The sequence below is a fragment of the Streptomyces sp. NPDC050448 genome (assembly GCF_040655295.1).
Lineage (GTDB): Bacteria > Actinomycetota > Actinomycetes > Streptomycetales > Streptomycetaceae > Streptomyces.
Window position 1 is genome coordinate 80,510 of record NZ_JBFAJR010000002.1, and the last position, 21,273, is coordinate 101,782.

A 21,273-nucleotide genomic window follows, 5' to 3' on the forward strand; every position below is an offset into this window, starting at 1 on the left:
CCGCGCCCGGCGCCTTGGGGACCGTCTTCCGGGTCAGGCCGGCGGCGGGGTCGGCTTGGTCCAGGGCCAGCGGAGCTTGGGTTTCTGGGCCGACGGGGCGTACGTGTACTTCCAGCCCTTCTGGAGGTGCAGCCGCTTCGAATAGCCCGCCGGGACCCGCTCGTAGAGCAGGACCGTCGCAGGGCCGCCGTCGGCGGACGGGACCGGGATCTCGTACCACTTCGGGGGGTGGCCGGTCGGGCCGACGAGGATCGGGAGGACCCGGCCGTCCATCGGGCCGCCCTCGAAGGGGGTGGGTTCGCTTCTCACCCCACCAGTGTCACAGCAGGTGGGCGGCCTCGGAGACCACCGGGATCACGCGTCGGGCCAGTACCCCGACCGGACCGTCCGCCGATTCCAGGGCCAGCGCGGCCCGCGCCGCGGCGGCGGTCTCCGGGTCGGTGGCGGCCGTCGCCGTCAGCAGGGCTATGAACTGGTCGACCAGCCAGTCGCGCAGGGCCGAGACGTCCGGCTGCTTGCCCTCGTCGATCCAGATCAGGGAGGCCGCCTCGACCGCCGTGATCCAGGTGCGGACCATCATCCGCAGCCGCGGGCCGGGGGACGGGACGGCCAGGTGGTAGAGGATCTGCTGCGCCGCCGCCCGGCGGATGCCGTCCACCGTCGCCGTCGTCCGGGAGGTCTCGACGACGCTGCCGCCCTGGAGGAGGGCCGAGAAGCCCGCGTCGTGCTCGTCCACGAAGGCCAGGTAGCGGTCCAGGGCCCGGGAGAGGCGCTGGGTCAGGGGGCCGGCCTGCGGTTCGGCGAAGCACTGCTGGAGGAGGTCCGCCGCCGAGCGCAGGGCCGCCTCGTACAGTTGCTGCTTGCCGCCCGGGAAGTAGCGGTAGACCAGGGGCCGCGAGACGCCCGCCGCCTCGGCGACGTCGTCGAGCGAGACCTCCTCCGGGGCCCGGTGCGCGAACAGCGACAAGGCGGCGTCGAGGAGCTGGGCCCGCCGCTCCTCGACGCTCAGCCTGCGGTACGCGCGTACGGTCGTCATGCCCGCAGGGTAGCCCCGAAACAGCCGGTTCAGGGGAGGAGTCCGGAGCTCTTCCAGAGCTTGCGGCCGACCCCGCGCAGCACTCCGATGTCGTCGAGGAAGTCGGTGAGCCGCTCGGCGCCCGTCTGCATGACCTCGCGGCGGTGGCCGCTCGCCTTGACCTGGGCGACGGCTTCGCGCCGGTCGAGGCCGATGTTCTCGTATACCTGGGGGTTGACGAAGGCCACGGCGAAGACGCGGGCGGCCTGGCCGCAGCTGACGCGCGTGAGCTCCTGCTCCCAGCGCGGGGCGGTCAGCATCTGGCGGCGCAGTTCCTCGCGGGCGTACCGGACGTGCCGGGCCTCCTCGATGACGTGGATGCGGGTCACCCCCCGCACCAGGGGCTGGACGCGCTCGTCCGGGAAGGTGAGGCGCTGCATCCAGTCGAGGACCTCCTCGCCGAGCAGGGTGCAGGCGAAGGAACCCGGGGTCGTGGAGACCGTCTTGAGGATGCGGGCGAGGTTGTGGTTGACGCGGGAGACCGGGTAGGCGGGAGCGCCGGCCTTCTGGATCATGCGGGCGAACATCATCGAGTGGCGGCACTCGTCGGCTATCTCGGTGAGCGCGTAGCGGACGTGATTGCTGGTCAGGGACTTGTCGTAGATGTGCCGGACCATGAGCTGCATCAGGATGATCTCGAACCAGATGCCGAGCGAGCCGAGCGCCGCCGCCTCGTGGCGGGAGAGGTCGATGCGCTGCTCCTCGCCCATCTTCTTCCACAGCGGGGTGTCGTAGAGGGACAGCAGCTCGGGCGGCCAGAAGTACTTGCCGTCGACCGTCGGGGCGTCCCAGTCGAGTTCCTTGTCGGGGTCGAAGGAGTGCTTGGCCGAGGATTCGAGCAGCCGGGCGGCGATCTGCTCGCGGTCCTTCAGGACGCCGAGCGCGTCCTCGAGGACGCGGTCGGCGCGGTCGGCTTGCTCGGCGCGGTCGGCTCGGTCGGTCGTGGTCGTCATGGCGGGGGTACCTCGCCCAGTTCCGGGGTGAGTAGGGGGCACTGCTGCAGTCACCAGTTATAAGACTGCTTGTCAGCAAGGGCGTCAATCCCCTGCGCGCGACTTGTTGACCCCGCGTCTACCAACGTGTGACGCTGCCAACCATCCAGTCCTGTACGGAAGTACACGAGCCGAGGGGGCGTCAGTGTCGACGCACGAGCTCTACACCAAGGACCCGGGCGAGGACGTCTGGCAGGTTCCGGCGTCCGGCGCGGCCCGCTTCAGCTGGGAGTACGCCGGAGGCCGGGAGCGGCTCCTCGCGCTGTACCAGAAGGGCAAGGACAAGCAGTGGGACGGTGCCAAGCGCATCGACTGGGACCTGGAGGTGGACCCGTACAACCCGCTCGGCACCCCGGACGAGGCGCTGACCCTCTACGGCACCCGCCACTGGTCCAGACTCACCGAGAAGGACAAGGGCGAGCTGCGCCGGCACTACACCGCCTGGAACTTCAGCCAGTTCCTGCACGGCGAGCAGGGCGCGATGGTCTGCGCGGCACGCATCGTGGAGTCGGTGCCGGACCTGGACGCGAAGTTCTACTCCGCGACCCAGACCATGGACGAGGCCCGGCACGCCGAGATCTTCGGCCGCTTCCTGCACGAGAAGGTCGGGATGCTCTACCCGATCAACGACAGCCTCCAGGGGCTGCTCGGCGACACCCTGCGCGACTCCCGCTGGGACATGCCGTACCTGGGCATGCAGGTGCTCATCGAGGGGCTGGCGCTGGCCGCCTTCGGGATGATCCGCGACACGACCGGCAAGCCGCTGCCGAAGCAGATCCTGGCGTACGTCATGCAGGACGAGGCCCGGCACGTGGCGTTCGGGCGGATGGCGCTGCGCGACCACTACAAGCAGTTGACGGACGCCGAGCTGCGCGAGCGCGAGGAGTTCGTGATCGAGGGCTGCTACCTGATGCGGGACCGGCTGCGCGGGGTGGAGGTGCTGGAGAACTTCGGCATCCCGCGGAAGGAGGCCGAGCAGCTCAGCGAGCAGTCGGAGTTCCTGCACCTGTTCCGCAGGCTGCTGTTCAGCCGGATCGTGCCGTGCGTGAAGGACATCGGACTGTGGGGCGAGCGGCTGCAGAAGGCGTACCTGGACATGGGCGTCTTCGAGATGGGCGACTCCAACCTGGACCTGCTGATGACGCAGGACGAGGAGATCGCCGAGGCCCTCGACCGCGAGCGGTTCGCGGCCGAGGAGGCGGACCGGGTGGCGGAGGTGCAGGCGGCCATCACCGAGGGCGCCGATGCCGATGGCGCCACCGGTGCCCCTGGCGCTGTCGGGGACTAGGGGGTGCCAGGCGGCCCGGGCCCGGCCCTGATCCGCCGGACACCCCCTAACTAAGCCCCGTAGGGCCCGGCGCTACGCCGACGGCTCCGGCGGGAACGACGTGCGCAGGGTGAACGCGTACGGGGTCGGGCCGTGCTCACGCAGGTGGAGCAGTCGCTTCTCGGCGTCCGCCACCGTGGGCCGCTCCCCCGCCGGAACGCATCAGCCCCGCCCGTTCCCCCGCAAGGCGTTTCACTGGGTGGACGGGGGCGGCGGCGCCCCGTGCAGCGCGGCCTCCATCACCGCGCGGGCGATCGGCGCCGCCGCGCCGTTCCCGCTGATGTCCCCGCGGTGTGCCTCCGCGTCCTCGACCACCACCGCCACCGCGACCCCCGGCAGCGGCGCGTCCTCGGCCTTGGCCCAGCCGATGAACCAGGCGTACGGGGTTCCCGCGTTCCCGACGCCGTGCTGGGCGGTGCCGGTCTTGCCGCCGACCACCGCACCCTGGATCGCGGCGTTCCGCCCGGTGCCGTTCTCCACCACCTTCACCATCAGCTCCTGTAGCCGCAGCGCCGTCGCCGGGTTCATCGCCCGGCCCAGGCTGCGCTGCTGCCCGCGCCGGACCTGGCCCCCGTCGGCCCGGGTGGTCCGGTCCACGAGGTAGGGGGATTTGAGCTCGCCGCCGTTCGCGACCGCCGCCGCCACCATCGCCATCTGCAGGGGCGTCGCCGTCGTGTTGAACTGCCCGATCGAGGACAGCGCCAGCTGGTCCGGGCTCATGTCGGTGTCGAAGTTCGACCGCGACACCCAGGCCGGCACCCGCAGCCGCGCGTCGTCGAACCCGAACCGGCGGGCCGCGTCCACCATCCCGCGCAGCCCGACCTGGACCCCGATCTTCGCCATCACCGTGTTGCAGGACCACTGCACCGCCTCCGCCATCGAGGCGTCCTGACAGCCGGTGCCCGCGTTCGGCAGCAGGGTGCTGGTGCCCGGCAGCGGGTAGGGGTCGGGGGTCTGCGTGGGCGCGTCCACGTCGGCGACCACGCCCGCGTCCAGGGCCGCGGCCGCCGTCACGATCTTGAAGGTGGAGCCGGGCGGGTACGTCTCGCGCAGCGCCCGGTTCAGCATCGGCCTGGCGGGATCCGCGTTCAGCCGCTCCCAGGCCGCCTTGACGCCCGGGCCGGTACCGGAGAGCACGGCCGGGTCGTACGAGGGGCTGCTGACCAGCGCGAGGATCTTCCCGGTGGCGGGGTCGAGCGCGGCCACCGCGCCGCGTCTGCCCGCCAGCCCGGTGTACGCGGCCAGCTGCATGCCGGCCCGGACGGTGGTCGCCGCGTTCCCGCCGGCCGGTCGGCCGCGGGCGAGGTCGTACCAGAGCGGGAAGGCCGAGAGCCCCGGATCGGTGCCCGAGAGGATCGCGTCCTCGGCGCGCTCGAGGAGGCTGGTCCCGTACGTCTGCGAGGAGAACCCGGTGACCGGCGCGTACAGCGGCCCGTTCGCGTACGTCCGCTCGTAGCGCAGCAGCTGGTGGCTGTCCCGGGATCCGGTGACGGGCCGCCCGTCGACCAGGATGTTCCCGCGGGGCTGGCCGTAGCGCTCGATGGCGGGGCGCTTGTTGGCCGGGTTCGCCCCGTACGCGGCGGCCTCCCAGACCTGCACCCGGGCCACGTTGACGAGCAGGGCGAGGAGCAGCAGGGCGCAGAAGTACGCGCACCAGCGGATGTACCGGATCACGCTGCGGCCTCCGCTCCGGCCGGGCGGGGCCGGCGGGCGCTGTCGCCGAGCCGGACGAGCAGCGCGACGATGATCCAGTTGGTGACGACGGAGGAGCCGCCCTGGGCGAGGAACGGCATGGCCATGCCGGTGAGCGGGATCAGCCCGGTGACTCCCCCGGCGATGACGAACACCTGGAGCGCGACGATCGAGGCCAGCCCGGTGGCGAGGAGGCGCCCGAAGGGGTCGCGCAGGGCGAGCCCGGCGCGGAATCCGCGGTCCACGAGGAGCCCGTAGAGGAGCAGGATCGCGGTGAGTCCGACGAGGCCGAGCTCCTCTCCGGCGGTGGCGAGGACGAAGTCGGACTTGGCGGCGAAGCCGATGAGGAAGGACTGGCCGTGGCCGAGTCCGGAGCCGAGGAGTCCGCCGGCCCCGAAGGCGAAGAGGGACTGGGCGAGCTGGCCGGGCCCCTCGCCGCGCTCGATGGAGGCGAAGGGATTCAGCCAGTCCTCGACGCGGCTGTGCACATGCGGCTCCAGGGCGCCGACGGCATACGCGCCCAGGGCGGCCAGCAGCAGCCCGATCGCGATCCAGCCGATCCGGCCGGTGGCGGTGAACAGCATGACCACGAAGAGCCCGAAGAAGAGCAGTGAGGTCCCGAGGTCCCGCTCCAGGACGAGCACGCCGACACTGAGCAGCCAGATGGCGAGGATCGGGCCGAGGACCCGGCCGGGCAGGAGCCGCAGCTTCCACAAGAGCCGGCGGCCGGTGAGGGCGAGCGCGGTGCGGTTCGCGGCGAGGTACGCGGCGAAGAAGACGGCGAGCAGGATCTTGGCGAACTCCGCGGGCTGGAAGGAGAGTCCGGCGAACCGGATCCAGATGTGGGCGCCGTTGACGGCCGGGAAGAACACGGGGACGAGCATCAGCGCGAGGGCGGCGGCCACGGAGAGGTAGGCGTACTTCTGCAGCACGCGGTGGTCGCGCAGCAGGGCGACGACGAGGACGAAGAGGGCCACGCCCAGGGCGGACCAGCGCAGTTGGTCCCCGGCGGTGAGGTGGGCGGGGGTGGTCGCGTCGAGGCGCTGGACGAGGACGAGGCCGAGGCCGTTGAGGAGGACGGCGATGGGCAGGACGAGCGGGTCGGCGTACGGGGCCCGGAAGCGGACGGCGAGGTGCGCGAGCAGGGCGGTGCCGGCGAGGCCGGCGGCGTAGCGGCCCGCGGGCAGGGGGGTGTGGCCGGTGGTGGCGAGGCCGACGTAGAGGTGGCCGAGGACGGAGATGAGGACGGCCCCGGCGAGGAGTGTCAGCTCGACGCCCCTGCGTTTGGAGGCGGAGCCGTCGGGGGGTGGGGGCGGGGCGGGCTCCGCCACCTCTGCCGTCAGAGCGGTCATATGGGAAACGTAGCAAGCAGACGGATGGTATGTCCGCTTATGTCATAGAGTGCCGAAGAGTCGTCAGAAACGGTCACGAGTGGGAGCCGCGGCACATGGGACCAGTGGAATTCATCGTCCTCGCCTTCCCGGAGGAGCAGCTGCGCGTACCGGCGGTCGAGGCCGTGATGGGACTGCGCAAGGCGGGGGTGGTACGGCTCATCGACGGGCTCGTGGTCACGAAGACGGCGGCGGGTGAGGTACTGGCGGCGGAGTTCGACGAGTTCATGGAGCTCCAGGGCCTGCTGAGACACCGCGAGGCCGCGCAGCTGATCGGGGCGGAGGACGTCCGGGAGGCGGCGGAGCTGCTGGAGCGGGGCAGCTGCGCGCTGCTGCTGCTGGTGGAGCACGTGTGGGCCGAGGACGCGGCGATCGCCGTACGTGCGGCGGGCGGGCGGATCGTGGGCTCGGTCCGGATCCCGCCGGAGCGGGTGCCGGCGGGATCCGGCGGGGCGGGGGTGGCGTGATGTTCATCCGCCCGATCGGGGTGACGGTCCAAGCGGCCAATCGGCCGGCGGGGCGCCCGCTGCTGCGGGGGCTCCTGTCCCGGGCGGCGGGCGCCACCGCCCCTGCCGGGGAGGCGACTGCGGAGACGGCCGAGGCTGCCGAAGCCGCCGAGCCGGTCTCTCCTGGGGAGCGGGCCGCCGAGCCGGGGGCTCCGCCAGGGGGGCCGGCCGCCGAGCCGGGGGCTCCGCCGGTGGGGCTGGCCGCCGAGCTCGCGCAGCTGGCGGAGCTGGCCCGGGAGGGCCTCCTGACCCCGCAGGAGTTCACGGAGGCCAAGGCCCGCCTCCTCCACCCCTGACCGAGCGGCACCGGCCGCGGTTCGGCTGCGCCGCCGCTGTCGGGGACCGGCCCCCGAACCCTCCCCCGGACTCCGCCGGAGGGACCCCGGCGCCTCAAACGCCGGCGGGGCTGGAGTTGCCGGGGGCGGGCGTGGGGTGGGGTGGGGTGTCGGCCGGGGCGCAAAGCCTGATGTGTGGCGCGGATCCCGGACCCCTGTTGCACCGCGGAACAGGCGCCGTAGTTCATGCCCCGCCCCCGGACGACACCCCACCGCGCCCCCCGGCACGGCCCCCGAAGCCCAGCCGCGCAGGGAGTCGCCCCGCAGGGAACGGCCTCCGGTCTGACTCCCGCCCGGCCATGGCGCGGCGGGGCGGGTGCTGGGCCGGACAGGTGAGTGTGGGGAACTGGCCGTCTTGGGTGGGGGATTTGTCATACCGGGCGTGGCAGCATCGGCCGCCCTGGAGGTGATCACATTGTCACGCCGCCTGCTCCGCGCCGCCTGCATCGCCGCCGTGTTCGTCACGGCCGGGCCGCTCCCCGCCACCCACGCCGGTTCCCTGCCCGACGCCTCGTCGGGCAGGGACCCCGCCGCCACCCGGCACACCCCCGGCGCTCCGGGCGCCACCGGCTCCACCCGCAGCCCAGCCCCCGGCGGGGCCGAATCCACCACCCCACGGACCCGTGGCACGGCAGGAGCCACCACCCGCCGGACCCCAGGCTCGACGGAAACCACCCCGCGGCAGGCCACCGGCGGGGCCAACTCCCGAGCGCAGAGCCGTGGCACGACGGCCGCCGCCCCCCGGACTCCCGGCTCGGCGGACGGCACCGCCCCGCAGAACCCCGGCACGGCGGCCGCCGCCTCCCGGACCCCCGACGCCGCAGACGGCGCCGCCCGGCAGAACCCCCGCTCGGCCGCCGGCACCCCGCAGGCCGCCGGCACCGCAGGCGCCACCACCCGGCAGACCCCCGGCACGGCGGACGCCACCGCCCCGCAGGCCGCGGCCACCGCAGACGCCACCAGCCAACAGAACCCCCGCTCGGCCGCCGGCACCCCGCAGGCCGCCGGCACCGCAGGCGCCACCACCCCGCAGAACCCCGGCACACAGGCCGCCGGTCGCGCAGGCGCCGCCGCGCAGGGGCTCGGCCCGGTGAATGCCGGCGCTCCGCAGGGGCTGGGTGTCGGGGCGCTGCTCGCGCAGTTGCAAGGGCTCTACCGTCAAGCCGAAGAGGCCGCCGAGGCCTACAACGCCACCGAAGTCGCGCTCAAGGCCGGCCAGGACGAGGAGCGGCGGCTCGGTGCCGAGCTCGGGAAGACCCGTACCGCCCTCAGTGCGGAGAAGGCCGCCGCCGGGCGGCTGGCCCGGGAGCAGTACCAGGGGGCCCGCAGCTTCTTCCCGTACGTCCGGATGCTGCTCACCGGCGACCCCCAGGCCGCCCAGGACGAGCGCCGGCTCATCGCCCGCGAGGGCGCCCGGCGGGCCGGGGTGCTGGCCCGCCTCACCCGCGGCGAGCACCGGGCCGGCGACCTCGCCGCCGCCGCCCGCAAGTCCCTCGACGCCCGGCAGTCCCTGACCGCGCAGCGGGGGCTCCACAAGCAGCAGGCCGACCTCAAGCTCAAGCAGGTCGAGCGGATGCTCGCCTCGCTCAGCGCCGATCAGCTCGCCCGGCTCGGCACCCGCGAGGCCGCGGACACCGCCACCGCGCAACGGGAGCTTCTGAACTCCGGCCGGCTCGCCACCACCCCCCGTACGCCCACGGCCGCCGGCGGCGCCGCCCTGACCTACGCCACCGAGCAGATCGGCAAACCGTACGTCTGGGGTGCCGAAGGGCCGGGGTCCTTCGACTGCTCCGGGCTCACCTCACAGGCCTGGGCGCACGCCGGCCGGTCCATCCCCCGGACCAGCCAGGAGCAGTGGGCGCAGCTCCCCAAGGTGCCGCTGGACCAGCTGCGCCCCGGCGATCTGGTGGTCTACTTCCCCACCGCCACCCATGTGGCCCTGTACGTAGGCGACGGCAAGGTGATCCATGCGCCACGGCCCGGGGCGAAGGTCAAGGTCTCCCCCCTTGCGGCCAATCCGCTTCTGGGAGCCGTGCGGCCCGACCCCGACGGGGCCCCGCTCGCCGAGTACACCGCACCGCCGATGCCCCAGGCCGCGGAGGGCGACGACGCCGGCTACTCCGCGGAGGAGGCGCCGGCCGACGACGCGACCTCCGCCAGGTAGTCCGCCGCGTCCTGCGGGTCGTAGAAGTACGCGTCGAAGTCGGCCGGGTGGTCGAAGCCGTTGGCGAAACGGTCCGCCACCGGCTGCAGCTGCCCGGCCGCGCCGATCAGGTTCAGCACGTGCTCCGGCGGGACGCCCAGCATCGCGTTCGTCCACTGGGTCACCGGCTTGCCCGTCGTGAACCAGAACGTGTCGAAGGTCGCCTTCATCCACGCCTCGTCGAACGGCTTGTCCCCGTGCATCAGGATCGACGACAGGTACGAGGCCGCGCACTTCGACGCGGAGTTCGAGCCCTGGCCCGTGATCGGGTCGTTCGCGACGACCACGTCCGCGACGCCCAGCACCAGCCCGCCGCCGGGCAGCCGGCCGATCGGGTTGCGGACGATCGGCGCGTACCGGCCGGCCAGCGTGCCGCCGGCGTCCGTCAGTTCCGCCTTCTTCGCCCGCGCGTGCTCCCAGGGCGTGAACTTCTCCATCAGCTCCAGCGTGAGCGCGAGGTGTTCCGCCGGGTCGTTCACTCCGCGGAACACGTCCAGCGGACCGCCCGGGAGGCCCTCCCAGAACAGGATGTCCGCCCGCCCCGACGTGGTCAGCGCGGGCATCACGAACAGCTCGCCCACCCCCGGGACCAGGTTGCAGCGCACCGCCTCCGTCTCCGGGTGCTCGGCGCGCGGCTCGAGCCCGTGCACGTACGAGACGGCCAGCGCGCGCTGCGGCGTGTCGTACGGGGAGCGCGCCGCGTCCCGCCCGAACATCGACACCAGCTCGCCCTTCCCCGCGGCGACCAGCACCAGGTCGTACGTACGGGAGAAGTAGTCCAGGTCGGCGACGGACGCGCCGTGGATCACCAGCTGTCCGCCGCGCTGCACGAAGGTGTCGAGCCAGCCGGCCATCTTCACGCGCTGGTCGACGGACTGCGCGTACCCCTTGAGGCGGCCGAGCCAGTCGATGGGGCGGGAAGCGTCCGGGGCGGCCACGGAGACGCCGATGCCCTCGATCCGCGGGGCCTGCCGCTCCCAGAAGTTCAGCCCGAGGTCGCGCTCGTGCTGGAGCGCCGTATTGAACATGACCTGCGTGGACATGATCCGCCCGGTGCGGATCTCGTCCGCGGTCCGGTTGGACATGAGGGTGATCTCGTACCCCTTCGCCTGGAGGCCGAGGGCGAGCTGGAGACCGGACTGGCCGGCCCCCACGACGAGTATCTTGCGCATCTCACGTTCTCGATTCGGTGTGCAGTTCGGCGTTCGGCGTCGGCGGTTCTGCGGGTTCCACGGTTCTGCGGGTTCCACGGTTCTGCGGCTTCCACGGTTCTGCGGCTTCCACGGTTCCGGGGACCTATTCGGGGGTCGCGTCCAGCGCGTGGCCCACCAGCGTCAGCAGGGAGGCGACGACCGTGTCCCGCTGCCGCGCGTCCATGATCATCACCGGCACGTGCGGCGGGATGGTCAGCGCCTCGCGCACGTCCTCCGGCTCGTAGGCGTCCGAGCCCTCGAAGTGGTTGACGGCGACGGAGTACGGGAGCCCGCAGCTCTCGAAGTAGTCGAGGGCCGGGAAGCAGTCGCGCAGCCTGCGGGTGTCGGCCAGGACGATGCCGCCGATGGCGCCGCGCACCAGGTCGTCCCACATGAACCAGAACCGCTCCTGGCCCGGGGTCCCGTACACGTACAGCACGAGGTCGTCGTCGAGGGTGATGCGGCCGAAGTCCATCGCGACGGTGGTGGTGCTCTTGTCCGGCGTCGCGGACAGGTCGTCCGTCGGCAGGCTGGCCTGGGTCATCACCGCCTCGGTGCGCAGCGGGGTGATCTCGGAGACGGACGACACGAAGGTGGTCTTGCCGACGCCGAAGCCGCCCGCGACCAGCACCTTGACGGCGACGGGGGCGCGGGAGCGGTCGTACTGCCAGGGCTGGACGGCCTCGTCGTCCAGGACGTCCGGGCCGGCGGGCGGGCCGAGGGGCGGGTCAGAGACGGCGAAGACCACTGAGCACCCTTTCCAGCAGTGCGCGTTCGGGGCGCCCGGGGCCGTGCCCCGTCCCGTAGACGCGGATCCGTCCCTGGTCGGCGAGGTCGCTGACCAGGACGCGGACCACCCCGAGCGGCAGCTTCAGCAGCGCGGATATCTCGGCGATGGTGCGCATGCGGCGGCAGACCTCGACGATCGCCGGCATCTCGGGCATGCGGTCCGTGCTTCCCGCGGGGTCCTGCGGCTGCGACGCCCGGGTGTCGAGGGCGGCGACGAACGTCTCCACGTGCAGGACCTGCGTGAAGCGGGTGCGGCCGCCCGTGAGGGAGTACGGGCGGACGCGGGCGGGCCGGCGGTCGGCTCCGCGTATCGGCAGCCGCTCGGACGCCGAGGCCGTACTCCTCACGGGGTCTTCTCCATCGACTGGCGCAGCTCGCTGCGGACTTCGGGGGTCAGGACGTGGCCGGCGCGGCCGACGAACAGGGCCATGTGGTACGCCACCACGCTCATGTCGCAGTCAGGGGTGGCGTGCACGCCGAGCAGCGAGCCGTCGCTGATGGCCATGACGAAGACGGAGCCGAACTCCATCGCCACCATCGTCTGCTTGACCGCGCCGCCGTCCATGAGCTCGGCGGCGCCGGTGGTGAGGCTGCCGAGGCCGGAGACGATGGTGGCCAGGTCGGCGGATGCGCCGCGCGGGCCCTTGGTGGGCGCGGGGGTTGCGCCGGCGGCCCCTCCGGGGTCGGAGGACAGCAGCAGGAGCCCGTCCGAGGACACGACGGCGACGGAGTTGACGCCGGGCACCTCCTCGACCAGGTCGGTCAGCAGCCACTGCAGGTTGCGGGCCTGGGTGCTCAGTCCGTACGTACTGGGCGCGGTCATGTGCGTGCCTCCTGTGCGGTGTCCCCCTGGTCGGTGTCCTGTGCGAGTTCGGCGGCCGCGACGCGCCGTCCGTCCCGCGTCCCCTGGTAGAAGCCGCCGAGCCGGCGGCGCAGCTCCTCCGCGTCGACGCGCCGCGGCGGGTCGGGCCGTACGGCTTCGGTGCGGGCGGTGCGTCCGGCGGCCACGGCGCGCGGGGTGCGCTTGGGCAGCCCCTTGCCGGTGACGGCCTCCGGGGCCTGTTCGGGGTGGCTCCCCTGGCGGGGGACCCAGCCGGCCTCGGCGGGTGCGTGCCGGTGGGGCTCCGCCGAGCCGTCGGGGGCGAAGGCGGTGGCGGTGCCGGTCTGCCCGGGGAGGGTCAGGCCTTGTTCCGATACGTCGGCCAGCGGGCCGGCATCGGGCAGCGGGTCCGGGGACGCCGGGTCGGGGTCGGACCCCGCGAAGGCCTCCGGTCCTGCGTCGGGGACGACCCGCGCGAGCAGCTCGTCGCCGGGATCCCGCTCGACCGGGACCTCTTCGGCGCCGTCCGCTTCGGGGGCTGCATCCGGGACGACCCGGGCCAGTAGTTCCTCGGCCGGGGCCGGGACGGTGAACACCTGGTCGGTCGGAGGCAGTACGCCCTCGGGGTCCGCGAAGGCGTGGCCGGCGGCGAACACCCGGTCGGTGGGCGGCAGCCCACCGTCCACGGCCAGGCCGTGCGCATCCGCGTCGGGCTCCAGGCCCCCGGCCAGGTCCGGCCCGAAGTCCGGGGCCAGCTCCGCGCCCGACACCTCGGCCGCGCCGTCGGTGCCCGAAACCGGGTCCGGGACCGGTTCCGCGCCCGGGGGCGACGCCTCGGCGGCGGCCGCAGCCCCGCCAAGCGGCGCATCCGGGTCGGGCTCCGGTCCCCCGGCCGGATCCGGAGCGAACTCGGGGGCCAGGTCCGCATCGGCATCCGGAGCCGCGCCCGGGGCCGGCTGCGCGCCCGGGAGCGGCGCCTCGGTGGCGGCCGTGGCCTCGCCGGGCAGTGCATCCGGGTCGGGGCCGGGCCCCGCAGCCGCGTCCGGCCCGAAGTCCGGGAGCTGGGCGAGGTCAGGACCAAGGGCCGAAGCCTCGGCCGCTTCCGGCGTCTCGGTGTCCCACTCCATGCTCCGCAGGAGCTCCGCGTCCGCCTCCGGGCCCAGGTCCCGGAAGGGCGCGGGCTCGGGCTCGGCCCCGGCCTCGGCCTGCGCCAGGAGCTCCGCGTCCCGTTCCGCCACCGGAGGTACCCGGCGGGGCGGGATGGTGTTCTCGTTCGCCTCCGCGATCACGCCCGGCAGCTGGAGCTCCGGCATGCCCGGCGAGGCGAAGGTGTGCACCGGCGAGGTCGGCGGGGTGACCGGGAGCAGGGCCGCCGGGACGACCACCAGGGCCTCCGTGCCGCCGTGCCGCGGGGCGCGCAGCTCCGCGGTGACCCCGTGGCGGGCCGCGAGGCGCCCCGCCACGTACAGGCCGAGGCCCAGGCCGTGTTCCGCTTCCGGCTCCTCGTCGTACGCCTCGGGCGTGGCCAGGCGGGCGTTCAGCGCGTCCAGCCGGTCGCCGGAGACGCCGATGCCCTCGTCCACGACGGACAGCACCACGTCACCCGATTCGAGCAGCCGCCCGGAGACCTTCACCTTGGCCTCCGGCGGCGAGAACGTCGTCGCGTTCTCCAGCAGTTCGGCGAGCACGTGCGAGATGTCGTCGGCCGCGTGCCCCGCGACCTGGGTGAACGGGGGCAGCGCCGCCAGGTCGACCCGTTCGTAGCGCTCGATCTCGCTGACCGCGGCCCGCATGACGTCGACCAGCGGGACCGGGGCCCCGGCGCCGTGGCCGTGCTCCTGTCCGGCCAGGACCAGCAGGTTCTCGTTGTGGCGGCGCATGACCGTCGCCAGGTGGTCCATCTTGAACAGGGTCGCCAGCCGGTCCGGGTCCTGCTCTTTGGACTCCAGCTCCTCGATGACCGCGAGCTGGCGCTCCACCAGGCCGAGGGTCCGCAGCGACAGCGAGACCGACGTCGTCGACATGACGCGGCGGTGCTCTTCGAGGCCGGCCCGCAGCTCTGTCAGCTCCTGCTCCAGTGCATCCCGGCCCGAGGTCAGCGCCTCGTTGCGGCCGATGAGCCGGCGCCCGTCGGCGACGAGGCCGGCGATCCGGGTGTGCAGGGAGACCGTCTGGTCGCGGACCGCGTTGAGGTGGCGTACGACCTCGGCGAACTCGTCGTTGCGGCCGGTGAAGCGGACCGGCTCGACCGAGCCCTCCGGGGTCGCCAGCCGGGCCGCGCCGCGGCGCAGTACGGACAGCGGCCGGGTCAGCGAACGCGCGACGGCCGTCGAGAAGCCGACGGCGACCAGGAACAGCAGGCCGAGGACCGCGACCAGCATCTCCAGCCGGGTCACGTCGTCGTCGCGCAGGGTGGCGAGCGCGGTGGCCCGCTGCCCGGCGAGGGTGGACTCCACGGACCGCATGCGGTCGATCCGGGCGGTGAGCGCGGGGGCGACGGTGGCGCCGTCGAGCTTGCGGTCGGCGGTGGACAGCGTGGGCCGCTCGGTGAGCCGCTTGAGGTAGTCGTCGGCCGTCTTGACCTCGGGGCCGGTGACGGTGGCGGCGAGGGTCTGGCGTACGTCGGGCCGCGCGACCCGGGTGAAGTCGTCGAGGGCGGCCTGCTCCCGTACGCGGGCCCGCTGGGCGGCGGTGGTCAGTTCGTCCACGGCCGCCGTGTTGGAGGACTGCTCGCCGCGGGGGACGGCCAGCGCGGCGAGCAGCAGTCCGCGGGTGGCCGAGGCCTGATCCACGGCCTGGCCGAGGGGGGCCAGCGGGCGGGTGGTGGCGAGGGCGGCGACGGCGCGCGGCGGGGTCAGCTCGGCGAGCCGGTCGCCGGGGGCGAGCAGCTCCGCGATGACGCCCGTGTACGCCTGCTGGGCGGCGAGGGCGCTGCCCTTGCCGTCGACGGCCTCGCTGCGGACGGCCTGGACGCGGCCGAGGGCGCGGGCGAGCGCCTCGTCGGCCTCGTTCTGGACCTCGGCGAGCTGGCGGTCGGTGAGCGCGGTGCGCTCCTGGACGGGGCCCTTCGCCTGTGCGCCGGGGCGGCCCTTGGCCACGTACTCGACGACGGCGTCGCGCTCGTCGCCGAGGAGGTGCGCGAGGGTGAGGGTGTGCTGGGTCTGCTCGGCGAGCGTGACCAGCTGCTGGGAGTCGTTCAGCTCCCGTGTCGCGGAGACCACGGCTGGGGTACCGGCCGCGAGGACGGTGAGGCCGGCGACGGCGACGCCGAGGACGAGCCTGCTGCGCACGCGGACAGGGCGTCCTGCGGGGGCGGGTCCGTCGGTGGCGGTGCCGTTCTTCCGAGACCGCTTCTTCTGCACCGGTGCTCGCAATCCTGTACGTGTGCTCGTGCTCGTCTACTCGTGTGGCCGAGGTAACGGCCGGTCAACAAGTAAACGCCCCCTGCCCCCTCGTACCGCCTCAGACCTTTGCAGTGTGTTGGGGAGAGAGCCCGACATCGCCCACCCGGCCACTCGAACGAGTGAACATCACGGATGAGTTGGCAACCAACTCGGCGGGGCGCTGCCAGAGGGCCGTCATGGACGGGTGGTTGAAAGATCGATGGGGGCTTTGGCAGTATGCCCGCCCACATCTCCCGGGGGGCCGCCGAGCGCCTCCGGGGACGGGCGGCTGCCGCCCGTCCCGCCTGCTCCACATTGGTACGGACTTTTCGGTCCAGCGCGGCCGTGCGGTGTATGCGCGCCGGGCAGAATGTCCGCATGCGCATCGACCTCGCCTCGGCCCCCGGCAACCCGGAACGCCCCAACGAGGACTGGCTATCGGCGGCGATACCCGCTGCGGGCGGCGGAGTCCTGGTCGCCCTGGACGGGGTCACCCCGCCGAGCGGCGAGGTGGGGTGCGCGCACGGCGTGCCCTGGTTCACGGCCCGGCTCGGGGGCCGATTGACCGAACTGTCCGGATCGCGGCCGGACATGCCGCTGGACCGGATCCTGGCGGAGGCCGTCCGCGACACCGCCGACGCACACCGGGACACCTGTGACCTTTCTCACGTGCGGACCCCGCAGGCGACGGTGGTGATGGTCCGTTGGGACGGGGCGTCCGTGGAGCACCTCGTGCTGTCGGATTCCGTACTGCTCCTCGAAGGGCCCGGGGGCGAGGTGACGCCGGTGCTCGACGACCGGCTCGACCGGATCCCGCGCGAGCTGCTGCGGACGCAGACCGCGGCGGACGCGCTGCGCAATGCGGAGGGCGGGTTCTTCACGGCGGCCGCGGACCCGGCGGTGGCCGCCCGCGCGGTGACCGGGCGCAGCCCGCGCGAGCGGGTCCGGGCGGTGGCGGCGCTCACCGACGGGGCGAGCCGGTGGACGGACACGTTCGGGGAGGGTGACTGGGCGCAGTGCCTGGCGGTGCTCCGGAAGGAGGGCGCGCAGGGGCTGATCGGCCGGGTCCGCGCCCTGGAGTCGGACCCGGGCCGCCACCTGACCCGCGGCAAGCGCCACGACGACGCGTCGGCGGCGTACGCGGAGCTGTAGCTGTAGCTGTAGCTGTAGCTGTGTCAGCCCGGCCGGACACAGCCATCGGCCGGTGTGAAATCCAGCCCCGCCGGGGCCTACTCCTCGCCCTGGTTCAACTGATTCAGCAGTCGGGCCAGTTCCGCGACCTCACCCCGGTCCCAGTCCGCGAGCTTGCGCATGTACTGCTCGCGCCGGGCGCCCCGTACGCGCAGGAACCGGTCCCGGCCCTCGTCCGTGAGCCCGACCAGGAAGGCCCGGCCGTCGGCGGGGTCCGGCTCGCGGGCCACCAGGCCCAGCACCTCCAGGGCGCGCAGCTGCCGGCTCATGGTGGCCTTGCCGACCCCGAAGTAGGCGGCGAGCTCGGTGGCCCGCTGGCGGCCCGCGGCCTCCAGCCGGACGAGGAGCCCGTACGCGGCGGGCTCCAGCTCGGGGTGCAGGGCGCGCGCCATCTCCCCGGAGGAGGCGCGGGCGCGCCGGAGGAAGACGGACAGCTCCCGCTCCAGAGCAAGGAACTCCTGGTCTTCACTTCCGTGCACGTCCGCTCCCATCGGTGGTGTCCTGAGGCACCAGTATTTCGCAGCGGGTACGGCGGCGGCCCGGGGCCCCGCCGGAGCAAGGTCCCGGGCCGTGCGCGCCGAGCGGCCGGGGGATCAGGGGGCCGGGATCAGGCGGCTGCGGCGACGACCGCCTCCGCCTGGCTGAGCGCCAGTTCGAGGACCTGGCGTACGTCCGTCACCGGGTGCACCTCGAGCCCTTCCAGCACTTCGGACGGGACATCGTCCAGGTCGGCCTCGTTCCGCTTCGGGATGATGACGGTGGTCAGGCCGGCCCGGTGCGCGGCGAGCAGCTTCTGCTTCACCCCGCCGATGGGCAGGACGCGCCCGGTCAGCGAGACCTCGCCGGTCATGGCCACGTCGGTCCGGACCTGTCGGCCCGACAGCAGCGAGGCGAGGGCGGTGGTCATGGTGATGCCCGCGCTCGGTCCGTCCTTCGGTACGGCGCCGGCCGGGAAGTGGATGTGCACGCCCCGGTCCTTCAGGTCGGCGACCGGGAGTTCGAGCTCCGCGCCGTGCGAGCGCAGGAAGCTGAGCGCGATCTGCGCGGACTCCTTCATCACGTCGCCGAGCTGCCCGGTCAGGGTGAGCCCGGCCGCCCCGGTCTCGGGGTCGGCCAGCGAGGCCTCGACGAAGAGGACGTCGCCGCCCGCGCCGGTCACGGCGAGCCCGGTGGCCACGCCGGGGACGGCGGTGCGCCGCTCGGCGGGGTCCTGCGCGGACTCCGGGACGTGGTGCGGGCGCCCGATGAGCCCCCGCAGGTCGTCGGCGCCGATGCGCAGCGGCAACTCCCGCTCCCCCAGTTCGTGCTGGGAGGTCACCTTGCGCAGCAGGCGGGCGATGGAGCGCTCCAGGGTGCGCACGCCCGCCTCGCGGGTGTACTCGCCGGCCAGCCTGCGCAGGGCGTCCTCCTCCAGGACCACCTCGTCGGCGCCGAGTCCGGCGCGTTCCAGCTGGCGGGGCAGCAGGTGGTCGCGGGCGATGACGACCTTCTCGTCCTCGGTGTAGCCGTCGAGGCGGACGAGCTCCATGCGGTCGGCGAGGGCCTCCGGGATGGCCTCCAGGACGTTGGCGGTGGCCAGGAAGACCACGTCGCTCAGGTCCAGTTCCACCTCCAGGTAGTGGTCCCGGAAGGTGTGGTTCTGGGCGGGGTCGAGCACCTCCAGCAGCGCGGCCGCCGGGTCGCCCCGGAAGTCCGAGCCGACCTTGTCGATCTCGTCGAGCAGCACGACGGGGTTCATGGACCCGGCTTCCTTGATGGCCCGGACGATCCGGCCGGGCAGCGCGCCGACGTACGTGCGCCGGTGGCCGCGGATCTCGGCCTCGTCGCGGACGCCGCCGAGGGCGACGCGTACGAACTTGCGCCCCATGGCGTGCGCGACGGACTCCCCGAGGGAGGTCTTTCCGACGCCCGGAGGCCCGACGAGCGCGAGCACGGCCCCGCCCCTGCGGCCGCCGATGACGCCCATGCCGCGCTCGGAACGCCGCTTGCGCACGGCGAGGTACTCGGTGATGCGGTCCTTCACGTCGCTGAGCCCGGCGTGCTCGGCGTCGAGGACGGCCCGGGCCCCGCGGATGTCGTACTCGTCCTCGGTCCGCTCGTTCCAGGGCAGTTCCAGCACCGTGTCCAGCCAGGTGCGGATCCAGGAGCCCTCCGGGGACTGGTCGCTGGCCCGCTCCAGCTTCTCGACTTCCTTGAGCGCGGCCTCCCGTACCTTCTCGGGGAGGTCGGCGCCCTCGACGCGGGCCCGGTAGTCGTCGGACTCCTCGCCGTCCTTCTCCCCGTTCAGCTCGCGCAGTTCCTTGCGTACGGCCTCCAGCTGGCGGCGCAGCAGGAACTCGCGCTGCTGCTTGTCGACGCCGTCCTGGACGTCCTTGGCGATGGACTCGGCGACGTCCTGCTCGGCGAGGTGTTCGCGGAGCCAGGTGACGGCCAGCCCCAGCCGTGCCACGGGGTCGGCGGTCTCCAGCAGCTCGACCTTCTGGGCCACCGTCAGGAACGGCGAGTACCCGGAGTTGTCGGCGAGCGCGGACACCCCTTCGATCTGCTGGACCCGGTCCACGACCTGCCAGGCCCCGCGCTTCTTGAGCCAGCTGGTGGCGAGCGCCTTGTACTCCTTGACGAGCTCGGTGACGGACCCCGGCAGCGGATCGGCCAGTCTTTCGTCGACGCTCTCGCCCTCGACCCAGAGCGCCGCCCCGGGCCCGGTGGTCCCGGCCCCGATCCGGACGCGGCCGACACCGCGGATGAGCGCCCCCGGATCGCCGTCGGAGAGCCGCCCCACCTGCTCGACGGTCCCGAGCACACCGGTGCCGGCGTACTTCCCGTCGACCCGCGGCACGAGCAGCACCCGGGGCTTCCCGCTCCGGACCGCCGCCTGGGCGGCCTCGACGGCCCCCCGTACCTCGGCATCGGACAGGTCCAGCGGAACGACCATCCCAGGCAGCACGACCTCGTCGTCGAGCGGCAGCACGGGCAGAGTGAGCGTTACGGACGTCGAAGCCATGATCTTCCCTCCGGCAGTGAAGTTGAGCTATGCCGACTCAATGCATGTGCGCCCCCCGATGTTCCCCAACCCCCGTTCGCCCCCGGCGAACACGCTCCGGCGATGTCCTGTAGCGGCTGACCTTGCACAGGTCGGATTGACCTTGCATCCGGGCCTGCACAGAGAAACCGGATCTTGCCTACGGCTGCGGGTTCGTACTGTCGGACGACGTCAGAGCGTCAGCGGGAGCGGGAGACGACACGAGATGTCAGGGGTCGGCGACATGAGCCTTGTCGGTAGGTGGTGACGGCTCGGAGAGCATCCGCAGACTGGTAAGCGATCAGGCTCCTCGGACGGAGGAGGAACGGACGCACCCTCGCCACCGGCGGCTTCGACAAGACCGTGCGGCTGTGGAACGTCGTACTCCCCCAGCCGGCCGCAGCAGTGAAGAAGATCTGCCAGTCCGTCAATCGCGGCCTCACCCGCGAGGAACGGACGGCGTACCTGCCAGGCCAGTCGGTGGGGCGCGTGTGCTCCGCCCGCTGACGCAGCACACCCCTGAAGCGCCGCGGGACCGGCGTCACTCCGTCAGTGGCCAGCCGCCTGCCGGGATCGTTCCACAGTCCGAACGACGTGCTCAGTCCGTGGGTGTGATGTGGATGTCGCCCGAGGAAGTGCGGATCGAGAGGCGGGACGGTGCCGTCGGGGTCGTCGGGAGGGGGGTGTCCTGCTTGCCCGAGGCGGTGGCCGTCGTGATCCGGTACGGGGCCTGCGGGACCTGGAGGGTGATGTCCCCCGAGCTGGTCTGCGCCGACACCGACGCCGGCGGCTTCGCGAACGTCAGGCTGGCATCGCCCGAGGAGGCGCGGAGCTCCGCGGTCGGGCCGGTGAGGCCGGTGGCGGTGACCGACCCCGACGAGGTACGGACCTTCAGCGGGCCGGCGATCCGGTCGGCCCTGACGTCGCCGGAGGAGGACGAGAGCTCGGCCCCGGCCACCCCGGCCACTGTGATGCGGCCGCTGCTGCTCTCCAGCTTGACCGTGGCCGAGGCCGGGATCTCCAGGCGATAGTCGATGTAGCAGGTGTCGGAGCAGCCGTCCGTGAACGTGAGGACGCCTCCGGAGACCCGTTGACCCGGCGTCGGCGCGGTGTCGCCGCGGTAGTGGACGGTCCGGTGGACGGTGACCCCCGGGCCCGTGCCGGGGGTCACCTCGATGGAGCCGCTCGTCGCCTCCTTCACCTCGACCGCCGTGACGGCCTCGCCGACCGTGGCGTCGGCGGCCGCCGTCTTCTGCTCGGTGTCGTCGAGGGAGCATCCGGAGAGCAGCAGTCCAGCGGCAAGGGCGACAACTGCCGTGCGGGAGAGCCGGGGGGAGATGACGTGGGAAGGCAT

The 21,273-nt window shown here is 73.3% G+C and carries 18 protein-coding genes and 1 pseudogene; 5 read left to right on the forward strand and 14 right to left on the reverse strand.

Annotated features, from left to right (window positions below; translation table 11 throughout):
* Positions 1-33 precede the first annotated feature (33 nt).
* From AB0I68_RS03125 to AB0I68_RS03135, 3 genes are read right to left on the reverse strand one after another with little or no spacing between them, the layout of a single operon-like run.
* On the reverse strand, positions 34-309 hold the full coding sequence (locus tag AB0I68_RS03125; RefSeq protein WP_363175438.1) for a hypothetical protein: 276 nt from the start codon (positions 307-309) through the stop codon (positions 34-36).
* Positions 310-319: 10 nt separating this feature from the next.
* Positions 320-1,036 carry a helix-turn-helix domain-containing protein gene (locus AB0I68_RS03130; protein ID WP_363175439.1) on the reverse strand — a complete coding sequence of 239 codons (717 nt, stop codon included), beginning with the start codon at positions 1,034-1,036 and terminating at the stop codon, positions 320-322.
* Positions 1,037-1,065: 29 nt separating this feature from the next.
* Positions 1,066-2,028 (reverse strand): diiron oxygenase, encoded by a 963-nt coding sequence (locus AB0I68_RS03135; protein ID WP_363175440.1) that lies wholly within the window; start codon positions 2,026-2,028, stop codon positions 1,066-1,068.
* 184 nt (positions 2,029-2,212) lie between these two features.
* On the opposite strand from AB0I68_RS03135, the gene AB0I68_RS03140 reads away from it, so the two are divergent.
* Positions 2,213-3,355, forward strand: coding sequence for a ferritin-like domain-containing protein (locus AB0I68_RS03140; protein WP_363175441.1), 1,143 nt, complete (start codon positions 2,213-2,215; stop codon positions 3,353-3,355).
* 72 nt (positions 3,356-3,427) lie between these two features.
* Here AB0I68_RS03140 and AB0I68_RS03145 read toward each other — a convergent pair.
* The 3 genes and pseudogenes from AB0I68_RS03145 to AB0I68_RS03155 form a co-directional block, all read right to left on the reverse strand.
* Positions 3,428-3,553 (reverse strand): annotated as a pseudogene (locus tag AB0I68_RS03145) (DUF3291 domain-containing protein); the annotation flags it as partial.
* 33 nt (positions 3,554-3,586) lie between these two features.
* Positions 3,587-5,068: a penicillin-binding transpeptidase domain-containing protein gene (locus AB0I68_RS03150; RefSeq protein WP_363175442.1), complete on the reverse strand. Its 1,482-nt coding sequence runs from the start codon at positions 5,066-5,068 to the stop codon at positions 3,587-3,589.
* Positions 5,065-6,438 carry an FtsW/RodA/SpoVE family cell cycle protein gene (locus tag AB0I68_RS03155; protein ID WP_363175443.1) on the reverse strand — a complete coding sequence of 458 codons (1,374 nt, stop codon included), beginning with the start codon at positions 6,436-6,438 and terminating at the stop codon, positions 5,065-5,067. Before AB0I68_RS03155 ends, AB0I68_RS03150 begins: the two co-directional genes overlap by 4 nt.
* 95 nt (positions 6,439-6,533) lie before the next feature.
* Here AB0I68_RS03155 and AB0I68_RS03160 point away from each other — a divergent pair, with 95 nt between their 5' ends.
* The 3 genes from AB0I68_RS03160 to AB0I68_RS03170 all read left to right on the forward strand — a co-directional run bounded on the left by AB0I68_RS03160 (position 6,534) and on the right by AB0I68_RS03170 (position 9,482).
* The gene (locus AB0I68_RS03160) at positions 6,534-6,944 is read left to right on the forward strand and encodes a DUF6325 family protein (RefSeq protein WP_363175444.1); all 411 of its coding nucleotides are present in this window, start codon (positions 6,534-6,536) and stop codon (positions 6,942-6,944) included.
* Positions 6,944-7,279, forward strand: coding sequence for an SHOCT domain-containing protein (locus AB0I68_RS03165; protein WP_363175445.1), 336 nt, complete (start codon positions 6,944-6,946; stop codon positions 7,277-7,279). Before AB0I68_RS03160 ends, AB0I68_RS03165 begins: the two co-directional genes overlap by 1 nt.
* Positions 7,280-7,700: 421 nt before the next feature.
* Positions 7,701-9,482, forward strand: coding sequence for an NlpC/P60 family protein (locus tag AB0I68_RS03170; protein ID WP_363175446.1), 1,782 nt, complete (start codon positions 7,701-7,703; stop codon positions 9,480-9,482).
* On the opposite strand, the gene AB0I68_RS03175 is transcribed toward AB0I68_RS03170, so the two are convergent.
* From AB0I68_RS03175 to AB0I68_RS03195, 5 genes are all read right to left on the reverse strand, one after another.
* Positions 9,434-10,693 carry a styrene monooxygenase/indole monooxygenase family protein gene (locus tag AB0I68_RS03175; RefSeq protein WP_363175447.1) on the reverse strand — a complete coding sequence of 420 codons (1,260 nt, stop codon included), beginning with the start codon at positions 10,691-10,693 and terminating at the stop codon, positions 9,434-9,436. The two genes, AB0I68_RS03170 and AB0I68_RS03175, sit on opposite strands and share 49 nt — an antisense overlap.
* Before the next feature lie 124 nt (positions 10,694-10,817).
* A complete protein-coding gene (locus tag AB0I68_RS03180; RefSeq protein WP_363175735.1) occupies positions 10,818-11,408 on the reverse strand; it encodes an ATP/GTP-binding protein in 591 nt (196 codons plus the stop codon).
* A 34-nt stretch (positions 11,409-11,442) separates the two neighbouring features.
* Complete coding sequence (locus tag AB0I68_RS03185) at positions 11,443-11,850, reverse strand: DUF742 domain-containing protein (RefSeq protein ID WP_363175448.1); 408 nt, start codon at positions 11,848-11,850, stop codon at positions 11,443-11,445.
* A complete protein-coding gene (locus AB0I68_RS03190; RefSeq protein WP_363175449.1) occupies positions 11,847-12,326 on the reverse strand; it encodes a roadblock/LC7 domain-containing protein in 480 nt (159 codons plus the stop codon). Before AB0I68_RS03190 ends, AB0I68_RS03185 begins: the two co-directional genes overlap by 4 nt.
* A complete protein-coding gene (locus AB0I68_RS03195) occupies positions 12,323-15,613 on the reverse strand; it encodes a nitrate- and nitrite sensing domain-containing protein (protein ID WP_363175450.1) in 3,291 nt (1,096 codons plus the stop codon). Before AB0I68_RS03195 ends, AB0I68_RS03190 begins: the two co-directional genes overlap by 4 nt.
* A 471-nt stretch (positions 15,614-16,084) precedes the next feature.
* Between AB0I68_RS03195 and AB0I68_RS03200 the strand changes: the two genes are divergently transcribed.
* The gene (locus tag AB0I68_RS03200) at positions 16,085-16,858 is read left to right on the forward strand and encodes a protein phosphatase 2C domain-containing protein (RefSeq protein WP_363175451.1); all 774 of its coding nucleotides are present in this window, start codon (positions 16,085-16,087) and stop codon (positions 16,856-16,858) included.
* 77 nt (positions 16,859-16,935) lie between these two features.
* Here AB0I68_RS03200 and AB0I68_RS03205 read toward each other — a convergent pair whose 3' ends face one another.
* From AB0I68_RS03205 to AB0I68_RS03215, 3 genes are all read right to left on the reverse strand, one after another.
* Entirely contained in the window at positions 16,936-17,376 is a 441-nt protein-coding gene (locus AB0I68_RS03205; protein WP_363175452.1) for a MarR family transcriptional regulator, read from the reverse strand.
* A gap of 128 nt (positions 17,377-17,504) precedes the next feature.
* On the reverse strand, positions 17,505-19,901 hold the full coding sequence (gene lon / locus AB0I68_RS03210; RefSeq protein WP_363175453.1) for an endopeptidase La: 2,397 nt from the start codon (positions 19,899-19,901) through the stop codon (positions 17,505-17,507).
* Between the two features lie 616 nt (positions 19,902-20,517).
* The gene (locus AB0I68_RS03215) at positions 20,518-21,273 is read right to left on the reverse strand and encodes a DUF4097 family beta strand repeat-containing protein (RefSeq protein ID WP_363175454.1); all 756 of its coding nucleotides are present in this window, start codon (positions 21,271-21,273) and stop codon (positions 20,518-20,520) included.

Excerpts from the sequence above, each read along its gene's own strand:
- AB0I68_RS03130 (WP_363175439.1), bottom strand. The coding sequence starts at position 1,036 with ATGACGACCGTACGCGCGTACCGCAGGCTGAGCGTCGAGGAGCGGCGG.
- AB0I68_RS03135 (WP_363175440.1), bottom strand. The coding sequence starts at position 2,028 with ATGACGACCACGACCGACCGAGCCGACCGCGCCGAGCAAGCCGACCGC.
- AB0I68_RS03155 (WP_363175443.1), bottom strand. The coding sequence starts at position 6,438 with ATGACCGCTCTGACGGCAGAGGTGGCGGAGCCCGCCCCGCCCCCACCC.
- AB0I68_RS03160 (WP_363175444.1), top strand. The coding sequence starts at position 6,534 with ATGGGACCAGTGGAATTCATCGTCCTCGCCTTCCCGGAGGAGCAGCTG.
- AB0I68_RS03165 (WP_363175445.1), top strand. The coding sequence starts at position 6,944 with ATGTTCATCCGCCCGATCGGGGTGACGGTCCAAGCGGCCAATCGGCCG.
- AB0I68_RS03175 (WP_363175447.1), bottom strand. The coding sequence starts at position 10,693 with ATGCGCAAGATACTCGTCGTGGGGGCCGGCCAGTCCGGTCTCCAGCTC.
- AB0I68_RS03190 (WP_363175449.1), bottom strand. The coding sequence starts at position 12,326 with ATGACCGCGCCCAGTACGTACGGACTGAGCACCCAGGCCCGCAACCTG.
- AB0I68_RS03200 (WP_363175451.1), top strand. The coding sequence starts at position 16,085 with ATGCGCATCGACCTCGCCTCGGCCCCCGGCAACCCGGAACGCCCCAAC.
- lon (WP_363175453.1), bottom strand. The coding sequence starts at position 19,901 with ATGGCTTCGACGTCCGTAACGCTCACTCTGCCCGTGCTGCCGCTCGAC.
- AB0I68_RS03215 (WP_363175454.1), bottom strand. The coding sequence starts at position 21,273 with ATGCCTTCCCACGTCATCTCCCCCCGGCTCTCCCGCACGGCAGTTGTC.